Origin of the sequence: Nocardioides ungokensis (genome assembly GCF_013466985.1) — a bacterium.
In the GTDB taxonomy this organism is placed as follows: Bacteria; Actinomycetota; Actinomycetes; order Propionibacteriales; family Nocardioidaceae; genus Nocardioides; species Nocardioides ungokensis.
This window is the reverse complement of the sequence record NZ_CP059164.1, coordinates 3,538,385-3,549,537: the sequence shown is the minus strand read 5'-3', so window position 1 is coordinate 3,549,537 and position 11,153 is coordinate 3,538,385. Positions and strand designations below refer to the sequence as shown.

10 protein-coding genes are annotated in these 11,153 nt (G+C 72.5%); 8 read left to right on the top strand and 2 right to left on the bottom strand.

Annotated features, from left to right (window positions below; all coding sequences use genetic code 11):
• Positions 1 to 16 precede the first annotated feature (16 nt).
• Together H0S67_RS17530 and H0S67_RS17525 are read left to right on the top strand one after the other, a co-directional pair.
• Positions 17 to 1,408 carry an amidase gene (locus H0S67_RS17530; RefSeq protein ID WP_180934082.1) on the top strand — a complete coding sequence of 464 codons (1,392 nt, stop codon included), beginning with the start codon at positions 17 to 19 and terminating at the stop codon, positions 1,406 to 1,408.
• Position 1,409: 1 nt separating this feature from the next.
• Positions 1,410 to 2,303, top strand: coding sequence for an SDR family NAD(P)-dependent oxidoreductase (locus H0S67_RS17525; RefSeq protein ID WP_180934081.1), 894 nt, complete (start codon positions 1,410 to 1,412; stop codon positions 2,301 to 2,303).
• Here the strand turns inward: H0S67_RS17525 and ku are convergent.
• Positions 2,275 to 4,062: a non-homologous end joining protein Ku gene (gene ku / locus H0S67_RS25755; protein ID WP_180934080.1), complete on the bottom strand. Its 1,788-nt coding sequence runs from the start codon at positions 4,060 to 4,062 to the stop codon at positions 2,275 to 2,277. The two genes, H0S67_RS17525 and ku, sit on opposite strands and share 29 nt — an antisense overlap.
• Before the next feature lie 52 nt (positions 4,063 to 4,114).
• Here ku and ligD (H0S67_RS17515) point away from each other — a divergent pair, with 52 nt between their 5' ends.
• From ligD (H0S67_RS17515) to H0S67_RS17490, 6 genes are all read left to right on the top strand, one after another.
• Complete coding sequence (gene ligD / locus H0S67_RS17515) at positions 4,115 to 5,041, top strand: non-homologous end-joining DNA ligase (protein ID WP_180934079.1); 927 nt, start codon at positions 4,115 to 4,117, stop codon at positions 5,039 to 5,041.
• A 48-nt stretch (positions 5,042 to 5,089) separates the two neighbouring features.
• Positions 5,090 to 5,791, top strand: coding sequence for a L,D-transpeptidase family protein (locus tag H0S67_RS17510; protein ID WP_180934078.1), 702 nt, complete (start codon positions 5,090 to 5,092; stop codon positions 5,789 to 5,791).
• Positions 5,788 to 6,714, top strand: a complete 927-nt coding sequence (gene ligD, locus H0S67_RS17505; RefSeq protein ID WP_180934077.1) for a non-homologous end-joining DNA ligase — start codon at positions 5,788 to 5,790, stop codon at positions 6,712 to 6,714. The genes H0S67_RS17510 and ligD (H0S67_RS17505) overlap by 4 nt, the downstream gene beginning before the upstream one ends.
• 304 nt (positions 6,715 to 7,018) lie before the next feature.
• The gene (locus tag H0S67_RS17500) at positions 7,019 to 7,543 is read left to right on the top strand and encodes a S26 family signal peptidase (protein ID WP_180934076.1); all 525 of its coding nucleotides are present in this window, start codon (positions 7,019 to 7,021) and stop codon (positions 7,541 to 7,543) included.
• Positions 7,544 to 7,611: 68 nt separating this feature from the next.
• Positions 7,612 to 8,310, top strand: coding sequence for a response regulator transcription factor (locus tag H0S67_RS17495; protein WP_246354841.1), 699 nt, complete (start codon positions 7,612 to 7,614; stop codon positions 8,308 to 8,310).
• Positions 8,303 to 9,514 (top strand): histidine kinase dimerization/phospho-acceptor domain-containing protein, encoded by a 1,212-nt coding sequence (locus H0S67_RS17490; protein ID WP_180934074.1) that lies wholly within the window; start codon positions 8,303 to 8,305, stop codon positions 9,512 to 9,514. The genes H0S67_RS17495 and H0S67_RS17490 overlap by 8 nt, the downstream gene beginning before the upstream one ends.
• A gap of 10 nt (positions 9,515 to 9,524) precedes the next feature.
• Here the strand turns inward: H0S67_RS17490 and H0S67_RS17485 are convergent, their stop codons facing one another.
• Complete coding sequence (locus H0S67_RS17485; RefSeq protein WP_180934073.1) at positions 9,525 to 11,000, bottom strand: exopolysaccharide biosynthesis polyprenyl glycosylphosphotransferase; 1,476 nt, start codon at positions 10,998 to 11,000, stop codon at positions 9,525 to 9,527.
• Between the last annotated feature and the right edge of the window lie 153 nt (positions 11,001 to 11,153).

Here is an 11,153-nt window from a genome sequence, read left to right as displayed (position 1 = left end):
GGGCTACGCTCCGCGCATGACAGATCTGAGCCTGGCCGGCGTGGCCGAGACCGTCCGTCGTACGTCCGCGGGGGAGGTGAGCGCCGGCGTCCTCGTGGACGCGGCGCTCGACCGGATCGCCGCGCTGGACCCAGGGCTGAACGCCTTCTCCGTCGTGCTGGCCGACGAGGCCCGGGCCGAGGCTGCGGCGCGCGACGAGCACCTGGCCGCCGGTGGCGAGGCGGGTCCGCTGCACGGGGTGCCGATCGCGATCAAGGAGGAGATCGACGTCGCCGGCACGGTGACGACCTTCGGCGGCGAGGCGAACGTGACGCCGGTCGCGGCCGACGCCGAGATCGTGCGGCGGCTGCGCGAGGCCGGCGCGGTCGTCGTCGGCAAGACGACGATGCCGGAGTTCGGGGCGTTCCCCTACACCGAGTCGACGTCGCGCGGGATCACCCGCAACCCCTGGGACCGCACCCGCACGCCGGGCGGCTCCAGCGGCGGCACCGCGGCGGCGGTGGCGAGCGGGATGGTCCCGGTGGGGATCGGCGGCGACGGCGGCGGCTCGATCCGCATCCCCAGCGCCTGCTGCGGGCTCTTCGGCCTCAAGCCCCAGCGCGGCCGCGTCACGACCGCTCCGCACCCGCACCTGTGGTGGGCACTCGGCACCGCCGGCCCGCTCACCAGCACCGTCATGGACAGCGCGCTGGTCTACGACGTGATCCGCGGCAACGTCGACGGCGACCTCTACCGGGCGGGCGGCACCGACTCCTTCGTGGAGGCGGCCGGTCGCGAGCCGGGCCGGCTGCGGATCGGCTGGACGACCAGGGCCGTGACCCGCGGCGTCCGTCCCGACCCCGTGCACGTCCGGGCGGTCGAGGACACCGCGCGACTCCTCGGCGAGCTGGGGCACCACGTGCGCGAGGTCGACCCCTGCTACCCCGACCCCACGGCGGCCTTCGTCCCGCAGTTCTTCGCCGGCATCAGGTCCGAGGCCGAGCAGGTCGAGCACTACGACCGGCTCGAGCGCCGCACCCGGGAGACCTGCCGGCTGGGCGCCTGGGTGACCCCGCGGGTCCGCGACTTCGCACTGCGCGAGACCGAGCGGGTCTCGGCGAAGGCCAACCGGGTCTTCGACTCCGTCGACGTGCTGCTCACCCCGGCCATCGCACACCGGCCGCCGCGGGTCGGCAGGCTCGACGGGGTCGGCACCGTCCGGGCGTCCCTGCGCGCGATGCCGGCGATCGCGTACGCCGCGCTGTGGAACGTGGCCGGCAACCCCGCCGCGGCCGTGCCGTGCGGCACCGGTCCCGACGGCCTGCCGGTCAGCGTGCAGCTGGTGGGGCGCACCGACGACGAGGCCACGCTGTTCTCGCTCTCCGCCCAGCTCGAGACGGCTCGTCCCTGGCCCCTGCTGGCGGGCTGAGATGACGTTGCTGCTCCAGACGCCGCGAGCCCGGGTGCGCCGCCTGGTGCGGCGGCTCACCGGCGACACCAGCAGTCCGCTCGCGGGGAGGACGGTGCTCGTCACCGGCGCCTCGTCCGGCATCGGCGAGGCCACGGCGATCGCCGTGGCCCGGCGGGGAGCCACGGTGCTGCTGGTCGCCCGTCGCGCCGACGAGCTCGCGCGGGTCAGGGCCGCGGTGGAGGCCGGCGGTGGCCGGGCTGCGGCGTACGCCTGCGACCTGACGGACGGCGCCGCCGTCGACGCGCTGGTGAGACAGGTGCTGGCCGAGCACGCGGCGGTCGACTACCTCGTCAACAACGCCGGCCGCTCCATCCGGCGCTCGCTCCACCTGAGCTACGACCGCTTCCACGACTTCGAGCGCACGATGGCGGTCAACTACTTCGGGCCGGTGCGCCTCACCATGGGCCTGCTGCCCGCGATGCGTGCGCAGCGCTTCGGCCACGTCGTCAACGTCGTCACCTGGGGCGTGCAGATGAAGGCGCCGAAGTTCGCGGCGTACATCGCCTCCAAGGCCGCGCTCGACACCTGGAGCAGGGTCGCCTCCCGCGAGACCTACCGCGACGAGGTGACGTTCACGAACATGCGGTTCGCCCTGGTCCGCACCCCGATGGTCGCGCCGACGGAGGCCTACGCCGGCCGCCGCGCGCTCACGCCGGAGCAGGCCGCCGCGAAGGTGGTGCGGGCGCTGGAGGACCGGCCGGTCACCGTCAACACCGCCGCCGGCACCGCGGGGGAGATCCTGAACCTGGTCGCTCCGCGGCTCAGCGACGCGCTCTTCAGCCGGTTCGACCGGGCCTGGCCGGACTCGCAGGCAGCGCTGCCGGTCAGCCGCGGTTCGGACCCATCACGCTGAACTGCACCCCCGCGGGGTCGAGCATCAGCGCGATCCGTCCGTACGGCGTGTCGTCGACGGGCTGCACCAGGCTCGCGCCCGCGGCCAGCGCCTTCTCGACCGTGGCGTCGGTGTCGTCCACCTGCAGGTAGAACTGCCACCGGGACGGCTGGTCGCCGAGGAACCCGGTGGCGTCCATGATCCCGGCGCGCGCGTCCTCGTCCTTGCCGAGCGTCGAGTAGCGGAACTCGTCGGTGTCGCTCATCGTGTGCGGGCTCCACCCGAAGACGTCGGTGTAGAAGCCGACCGAGGTCGGGTAGTCCTTGCTGAGGGTCTCGAACCACGCCGGCGCACCGACCTGGGCGCGGGTCATGAAGCCGGGAAAGGTCCCCGGCTGCCAGGCGCCGACCGCGGCACCGGCGGGGTCGACCAGGACGGCCATCTGCCCGAGGTCCGCCACCGCCATCGGCCCGGCGACCACCTCGGCGCCGGCGGCCCGGGCCTTCGTGACGGTCGCCGCCACGTCGTCGGTCTCCAGGTAGACGGTCCACGCGCTGGGCCCGCCCATGGACCCGTCGTTGGGCATCATCCCCGCGATCGGCTGGTCTCCGTGGAAGAACATCCGGTAGCCGCCGAACTCCTCGCTGGCCTCACCGGCCGTCCAGCCGAACAGCTCGCCGTAGAACGCGGCAGCCGCGTCCGTGTCGGGAGTGAAGAGCTCGATCCAGCAGGGCTCTCCGGGGGTCGGGTCGTCATCGCAGCCTCCTGTGGCTCGTCGTCGTGCGAGTGCAGACCGTCCGACGGGCGCGGACTCATCGCTGCCGGTCAGCTGGCCTTCTTGGTGGTCTTCTTCGCCGGGGTCTTCTTGGCAGGTCTTCTGGGCAGCCGTCTTCCTGGCGGCGGTCTTCTTCGCCGGGGCCTTCTTCGCGGCCGTCTTCTTCGCGGCGGTCTTCTTGGCCGGGGCCTTCGTCGTCGACGCCTCGTCGTCGTCGGCTGCGCCGGTCTCGCCCCGAGCCGACTTCGCGGCGTCCACCGAGCGCTGCAGCGCCGCGAGCAGGTCGACCACCTCGCCGGAGGACTTCGTGGAGGCCGCGGTCCGCTTGACCTCCCCGCCCTCGATCTTGGTCTTCACCAGCGACTCGACGGCCTCGGCGTAGTCGTCCTCGAACTCCGCGGGGTCGAAGTCGCCGGCCAGGGTCTCGACCAGCATGTTGGCCATCGACACCTCGGTGTCCTTGACGTCGCCCGCCTCGATCGAGAAGTCGGGGGTGCGGATCTCGTCGGGCCACATCATGGTCTGCAGCACGATCACGTCGTCGCGCACCCGCAGCACCGCCACCGTCGTCCGCTGTCGCAGCGCGACGGTCACCACCGCCATCCGGTCGGCGTCCTTGAGCGCCTGCCGGAGCAGGGCGTACGGCTTCGCGCCGGACTTCTCCGGCTCGAGGTAGTAGGACTTCTCGAACAGCATCGGGTCGATCTGGTCGCTCGGGACGAACTTCTCCACCGCGATCTCTCGCGACGACGTCGACGGCAGCTCGGCCAGGTCGTCGTCGGTGAGGATGACCATCTCGCCGTCCTCGGTCTCGTAGCCCTTGGCGATGTCGGCGTAGGCCACCTCCTCGCCGTCGACCGAGCACACGCGCTGGTACTTGATCCGGCCACCGTCCTTGGCGTGGACCTGCCGGAACGACACGTCGTGCGACTCGGTCGCCGAGTACAGCTTCACCGGGACGCTGACGAGCCCGAAGGACACCGCGCCCTTCCAGATCGCACGCATGCTGCTCCTCCCGTCGACGGACCTCCGTCCCAGTATCGGTCAGGATGGCCCCATGCGTCCCATGCTCGCCACCCCCGGTCGTCACGTGCCGACCGGTCCGGAGTGGTCCCACGAGGTGAAGTGGGACGGCGTCCGCATCCTCGCCGACGTCACCGACGGGCCCGACGGCCGCTTCTACAGCCGCAACGGCAACAACGTCTCGGCGGCCTGGCCCGACCTGGTCCCCTCACCGCTGGGCGAGCGGGACCTGCTGGTGGACGGCGAGATCATCGCGCTCAACGAGGACGGCCTGCCGGACTTCCGGGTGGTCCAGGAGCGGATGCACGTCCGCAAGCACGTCCAGGCCCTGCGCCTGGCCGAGCGCGTGCCGGCGACGTACATGGTCTTCGACCTGCTCCGCCTCGACGGTCGCGACCTCTCGGCGCGACCGCTCGCCGAGCGGCGCGAGCTGTTGACCGGACTCGGCATCGACTCCGGGTGGCAGGTCCCCGCGGCCTACGACGACGGGCCGATGCTCTTCGACGCGACCCGGCAGCAGGGGCTCGAGGGCATCGTCAGCAAACGGCTGACCTCGCGCTACACGTTCGGCCAGCGCAGCCCGCACTGGCTGAAGTTCGCCCATCGCCAGCGGCTGTCGTACGTCGTCGGCGGCTGGCGCCCGCAGGAGGGCACCACCAGCCGGCTCGCGGCCCTGCTGGTGGGGGAGCCGACCGCCGACGGGCTTCTCTACCGGGGCCGCGTCGGCAGCGGGATCGCCGGCCGGACGAGTGCGATGCTCGCCGAGCTGCTGGCTCCGCTGGCCCGGTCCGACAGCCCCTTCGCCGACGAGGTCCCGCGCGTCGACGCCCTCGGCACGCACTGGGTGGAGCCGGTGGTGGTCGTCGACGTCGACACCCACCACACGTCCCGGCACCAGCGGCTGCGCCAGCCGTCCTACCAGGGCGTCCGGTCGGACCTGGCGCCTGACGACCTGGGGTGACGGCCCGCCCACTGACGTGGCCGCGCCTGACGTCGTACGTTGTTCCCCGTGTCGAAGCTCGCTGCCCTGCTGGCCACCGCCCTGCTGATCGTCCTCGTCCCCGCTGCCTCCCCGTCCCTGGCGTCCGGGAGCCAGGTGCACCTCGACGGAGTGACGGTGCAGCTGCGGCCCGGCACCCGCCAGGTGGTCACGGTCAACCACACCAGCGGCTACCACGCCCGGGTGACGTTCTGGGTGAAGCGGAACGGCGACTGGGTCCGGCGCCTGCGCGCCACCGATGGCCGGATCGGGTACGGCGGGCTGGTGGTCGCGGACCAGCGGCGGCAGGGCACCGGGACGACGCCGCTCGGCACGTTCGGCCTCCCGTCGGCCTTCGGGACGCACACCCGCCAGGACGGATGGAGCCTGGACTACCGGAAGATCCGCCGCGGCGACTTCTGGGTCGAGGACAACAGGTCGCAGTTCTACAACCGCTACCGCAACAAGAGCCAGGGCGGGTTCCGGTGGCGGCTGCCGGCGAGCGACCCGAACAGCTCGGAGCGGCTGACCGACTACCCGGTGCAGTACGAGTACTCCATCGTCACCGGCTTCAACTCCCACCAGGTCCGGCACCGAGGCGCCGGGATCTTCCTGCACGTGAACGGATCCGGCGCGACGGCCGGCTGCGTCAGCGCCCCGCGCCCCTTCCTGCGCGGCCTGATGGCGCGGCTCGACGCCGACCGGGTGCCGGTCATCGCGATCGGGCGATGAGCCCGGCCGAGGCAGCGGAGGTCCTCGTCGACGTCGAGGGCCGCACGCTGCGGATCAGCAACCTCGACAAGGTGCTCTACCCGCGCACCGGGACCACCAAGGGCGAGGTGCTCAACTACTACGCGAGGATCGCGCCCACGATGCTTCCGCACCTCGCGGACCGGGCCGTGACCCGGATCCGCTGGCCGCACGGGGTGGAGGGGGCGAGCTTCTTCGAGAAGAACGTCCCGGCGGGGACGCCCTCCTGGGTGCGCACCGTGACCGTGCCGACCACCGGCTCCCGGGCCGCGCGGTCGGCACGCGACGGGGGAGCGGACACCCTCACCTTCCCGGTCGTCGACGACCTGGCGACCCTCACCTGGCTGGTGAACCTCGCCGCGCTCGAGCTGCACGTCCACCAGTGGACCGTGGGTCGCAACGGTCGGCCACGCAACGCCGACCGGCTCGTGGTCGACCTCGACCCGGGCGAGCCGGCGGGCCTGCACGAGTGCTGCACGGTCGCACTGCTGGTGCGCGACAAGCTCGCCGAGCGAGGCCTGGGTGCGAAGCCCGTCACCAGCGGCAGCAAGGGCCTGCACCTGTACGCCGACCTGCCGCGCCGGATGCCGTCCGACGACTCCACGGCGCTGGCCAGGGAGGTGGCCGAGGAGCTGCAGGGCGAGCACCCGAAGCTGGTGACGGCGACCATGACCAAGGCCCGGCGGTCCGGCAAGGTCTTCCTGGACTGGTCGCAGAACGCCGGGTCGAAGACCACCATCTCGCCGTACTCCCTGCGCGGCCGCGACCGCCCGTTCGTGGCCACTCCCGTCTCCTGGGACGAGGTCGAGGCCGGGGCGGACGACCCCCTCGGCATCGAGCAGTTCCGCTACGACGAGGTGCTCGCCCGGGTCGAGGACCTCGGAGACCTGTTCACGGTCGGGTGACCCGACCCCGCGGTTGTTACCGAATCGTGGAGATGATGTGGACCGGCTGTGCATCTGTCGTGGCGCCCCGGGCCCTAACGTTGTGCCCCAGCAGGGCCTGGACAGAGTTTCGTGAACAGCCGGTCGTCGTGCCCCGGGGGGGAGCGCGGTCGACCGGCGCACCATCGGGGGATGGACGTCCGGAGGCAGCCGGGAGGGAGTGCCTCCGGAGCCGTCCGCCATGGGGAGGTGTGCCCGCCCCGGCGCCGGGGGGCGCCGGGCGGGCAACCCGCCCCGTCACTGCTTTCTCGGGAAAGAGGCTCGGATGGAGATCGTCGTCTCCCCCTCGCAGCCGGCCCCCTCGGGGTGGAGCCGGATCCTCGTCGTGCTCGGTGTCTTCATGCCGGTCACGGTGCTGGCCCTGCTCCCGATCTGTCTCGGCCTCGAGCGCTACGTCGTGACCAACGACGACATGGCGCCGGCCATCGGCCGGGGCGCGGTCGTGCTGGAGCGGAAGGTGCCCGCCAGCGACCTCCGCGCCGGTGACGTGATCACCTTCCGGCCCCCGTCCGAGGCCGGTGTCGAGGGCCGTGTCACTCGCCGCATCGTGTCCATCGACGGCGACCGCGCCCACACCCGCGCCGACGCGCGACCCGCTCCCGATCCGTGGACGCTCCCGCTGGACCGTCCCACCGAGCAGCGCGTCGTGACCGCGCTGCCCTACGTCGGCTACGTCTACCTCGCCCTCGTCGACTCGAGCCGGGCCTTCGCGCAGGGAGCCCTCGCGATCGGCGCGCTGGCACTCGTGCTCGCGCTGCTGGTGGGACGCAGGCGGGTGGCGCGGGCATGACGATCCCGGTCGGCGGCTCGGGTGGCTTTGCCCGCGTCCCGGGGGTCGCGGGCCCTATGCTCCCTCCCATGGCACAACGGGTCCTGGTGGTCGAGGACGAGGAGGACATCGCATTTCCCCTCGTGCGCACCCTCGAGAGAGAGGGCTACGAGGTGTCCTGGGTCGACACCGGGCAGCGGGCCCTGGACGCGCTGGCAGCCGACCCCGTCGAGGTCGTGATCCTCGACCTCGGGCTTCCGGACGTCGACGGGCTGGAGGTCTGCCGGCAGGCCCGAGACGCGGGCTACGCCGGGGCGATCATGATCGTCACCGCCCGCGCGGGCGAGCTGGACCGGGTCGTGGGCCTGGACTACGGCGCCGACGACTACCTGGCCAAGCCGTTCGGCCTGGCCGAGCTTCAGGCGCGCGTCCGCGCCCTGCTGCGACGTACCGCCTCCACCAACGGCATCGCCATGGCGGAGGACACCGACCCCGGGCTGCGCATCGACGTCCCCGCGCGCCGGGTCTACGTCGGGGAGGACGAGGTCTCGCTGACCGGCAAGGAGTTCGAGGTCCTCAACATCCTCGCCGCCAACCGCGACAAGGTCGTGTCGCGCGACCGCCTGATGGCCGACGTGTGGGACGAGAACTGGTACGGCTCGACCAAGACGCTCGACGTCACGATCGGCCGGCTGCGTCAGAAGCTGGAAGGCGTCGGTGTGACCGAGCGGGTCGTGGCTGTCCGGGGGGTGGGTTTCCGCCTCGAGGGCGGCCAGCCCGATGCGTAACCGCCTCACCCTCTCTTTCATCGTCCTCTCGGTCCTGCTCCTCCTCGGTGCCGGAGTCGTGCGTGCCTTCGTGCTGCGCGACCTGATCCGCGAGCAGGAGAGCGCCCATCTCCAGCAGCAGGCGGCGCTGGTCGCCCAGATCGTGACGACGCAGCAGGGCGACGGTGGCGCGGTCGACCGCGGCTTGCTCGAAGGGTTGGTGGCGTCGGACGGCCGCCTCGCGTACGCACCCCGGGACGGTGCCCCGGTGGTCGTGCACGGCAAGGACTACCAGGGCGCCGACGGGGCGGCCGGTGACCTGGCCGCGAGCCAGACAGTCGAGGGCGGCACGGTCACGGTCAGCCAGTCGCCCGAGGTGGTCCGGGACATCCTGGGGCGCGACGTCGGCTCGGTGCTGGTGCTGTTCCTGATGATCGCGGTCGTGGCGGGCACCATCGGGTACGCCGTCTCCCGGGCGCTCTCGGCGCCGTTCCAGCAGCTCGCCGTGGCGGCGGCCGCGCTGGGTCGCGGTCGCTTCGACCTCGACCTGCCACGGACCCGCATCCCCGAGGCCCGGGCGATCTCCCAGGCGCTCGCGACCAGCGCGGCCCAGCTGGAGGACCGGCTGCGGCGTGAGCGCGACTTCGCCGAGCACGCCTCCCACGTCTTGCGCACCCCCCTCACCGGGCTGCGGCTGGAGCTCGAGGAGCTCACCCTCCGCGACGACGTGCCCGAGGACGTGCAGGCGACCGCGGTGCGCGGGCTCGCCGGAGTCGACGAGATGAACGCGGTGGCCGGCGAGCTGGTCGCGCTCTCGCGCAGCGGCACCCTGGTCGAGGGGGCCGAGCAGCCCCTGGTCGACCTCTCCACGCAGCTGGCCCAGCGCTGGGCCGACCGGTTGGCCGCTCGCGACCGGACTCTTTCGGCGTCGGTCGAGGGCGACCTCTCGCTCACCTACACCCCCGGCCCGATCGAGCACGTGCTCGACCTCGTCCTGGCGCACGTGGTGCGCCGTGGCACCGGGCCGGTGCGCATCGTCTTCCAGGGCCAGGACGCCGGGCACCTCCGCGTCAAGGTGTCCTCGCAGGGCTCGATGTACGGCGCCCCGGTCGACGACACCGCCAGCCGGCTGGACCAGGCACGTTCGGCCGTGGAGGCCCTCGGCGGCCGGATCCTCGGTGAGGACCCCTCGAGCGGCCTCGAGGTGCTGCTGCCCCGTCGCTGAGCGGGGGTGGTCAGTACGCCCCGCGCTGGCCCAGGACGGCGCGCACGGTGCGGACCAGGATGGACAGGTCCAGCCTCAGCGACCAGTTGTCGACGTAGCTCTGGTCGAGCCGGACCGACTCCTCCCAGGAGAGGTCCGAGCGTCCCGAGACCTGCCACAGGCCGGTGAGCCCGGGCTTGACCACGAGCCGCCGGCGCTCGGAGTGGTCGTAGGCGGCCACCTCGTGCGGCAGCGCGGGGCGCGGCCCGATCAGCGACATGTGGCCGAGCACGATGTTGACCAGCTGCGGCAGCTCGTCGAGCGAGGAGCGGCGCAGGAAGCGACCCACTCGGGTGACGCGGGGGTCGACCTTGATCTTGAACAGGTTCCCGTCGACCTCGTTCTGCGCGAGGAGCTGCTCCCGGCGCTGCTCGGCGTCGGCGGTCATGGTGCGCAGCTTCAGCATGGGGAACAGGCGATCCCCCTTGCCGACGCGGCTCTGACGGAAGATCGCAGGGCCGGCCGAGTCGAGACGGACCGCGAGCATGAGCACGCCCAGGAGCGGCGCGAGCGCCAGGAGCGCCACGGTGGCGGCTGCCCGCTCCCACAGCTCCTTGACCACCCGGCCGGGACCCTGGAGCCGTGCCGGGTGCACGCTGACCATCGGCAGCCCCCCGGCGTCCAGCACGCCGGTGCGGCCGGTCGAGATGAGGTTCAGCGCAGGGGCGAAGAGGAGGCCCGTCCCTGCGGCCTCGAGGTCCCACCCGATGCGTCGGACGGTGACGGGGTCCAGGTGGGAGCACGGGAGGACGACGACCGTGTTGGCGCCGGTGAAGCCGACCAGGGCCTCGAGGTTCTCGAGCTGCGCAGCGACCGGGAGCCCGGCCGGGAGCTCGGCGGTGTCGGCGTCCTCGTCGTCGAGCAGGCATGCCCCGCAGATGGTGAGGTCCCGGCCGCGGCTCCGGGCGAGATCCTCCATCAGCTGACGCGTCCCGCCCGCGTGTCCGACCACCACCGCCCGGCGGTTGCGTCCGGGGAAGGCGAGCCCGCGGTAACGCGCCCACGCGTCCAGGACGCGTCGGTTCAGACGGGATCCGAGCACTCCGATGGTGGCGACGACGGCCAGCGAGTCCGGGCCGACGGGCCTCCCCGCCAGCTGGTTGAGGCACCAGCCGATGACCCCGAGGATCAGGGCGATGCGCAGCAGCGGCTCCGGCCGCCTCCGGGGAACGAGGGCGTACCACCCGGTGATCGTCATGAGGGTCACCCACACGGCCGGCAGGGCGGTGAGCACCCCGAAGTCCCCGGGAGTCTCCACCAGGAGCCGCCAGCCGAGCATGGCCGTGGCGACGGCGAGTGCGTCACCGAACATCAGCGTCGCCGTGAGCACGTGACTGTGGCGCGGCTCCGGCAGCGGCAGGTGGCGCACGAGCTCCGGTGATCTCGGGCGTCGTTCGAACGGAGCGCCCGGCGTGACGCCGAGTGCTGCCTTGTCCACGATGCTCATGGACGGCCTGTGCGCGTCCCGATCGTGAGCATGCGACTGGTCATGGGTACCCCTCCCTGGACGGCCCCCCCGAGGTCCCGGGCCAGTGCATTCAACCTAGGTAGAGCGGGGGAAGGGGTCATGCCGCATATTCGGCATCTGTTACCCGGAGGG

What these genes read in the sequence shown, in the direction of transcription:
- H0S67_RS17530 (WP_180934082.1), top strand. Translation starts at nt 17, where the DNA reads ATGACAGATCTGAGCCTGGCCGGCGTGGCCGAGACCGTCCGTCGTACG.
- H0S67_RS17525 (WP_180934081.1), top strand. Translation starts at nt 1,410, where the DNA reads ATGACGTTGCTGCTCCAGACGCCGCGAGCCCGGGTGCGCCGCCTGGTG.
- ku (WP_180934080.1), bottom strand. Translation starts at nt 4,062, where the DNA reads ATGCGTGCGATCTGGAAGGGCGCGGTGTCCTTCGGGCTCGTCAGCGTC.
- ligD (WP_180934079.1), top strand. Translation starts at nt 4,115, where the DNA reads ATGCGTCCCATGCTCGCCACCCCCGGTCGTCACGTGCCGACCGGTCCG.
- ligD (WP_180934077.1), top strand. Translation starts at nt 5,788, where the DNA reads ATGAGCCCGGCCGAGGCAGCGGAGGTCCTCGTCGACGTCGAGGGCCGC.
- H0S67_RS17500 (WP_180934076.1), top strand. Translation starts at nt 7,019, where the DNA reads ATGGAGATCGTCGTCTCCCCCTCGCAGCCGGCCCCCTCGGGGTGGAGC.
- H0S67_RS17495 (WP_246354841.1), top strand. Translation starts at nt 7,612, where the DNA reads ATGGCACAACGGGTCCTGGTGGTCGAGGACGAGGAGGACATCGCATTT.
- H0S67_RS17490 (WP_180934074.1), top strand. Translation starts at nt 8,303, where the DNA reads ATGCGTAACCGCCTCACCCTCTCTTTCATCGTCCTCTCGGTCCTGCTC.
- H0S67_RS17485 (WP_180934073.1), bottom strand. Translation starts at nt 11,000, where the DNA reads ATGAGCATCGTGGACAAGGCAGCACTCGGCGTCACGCCGGGCGCTCCG.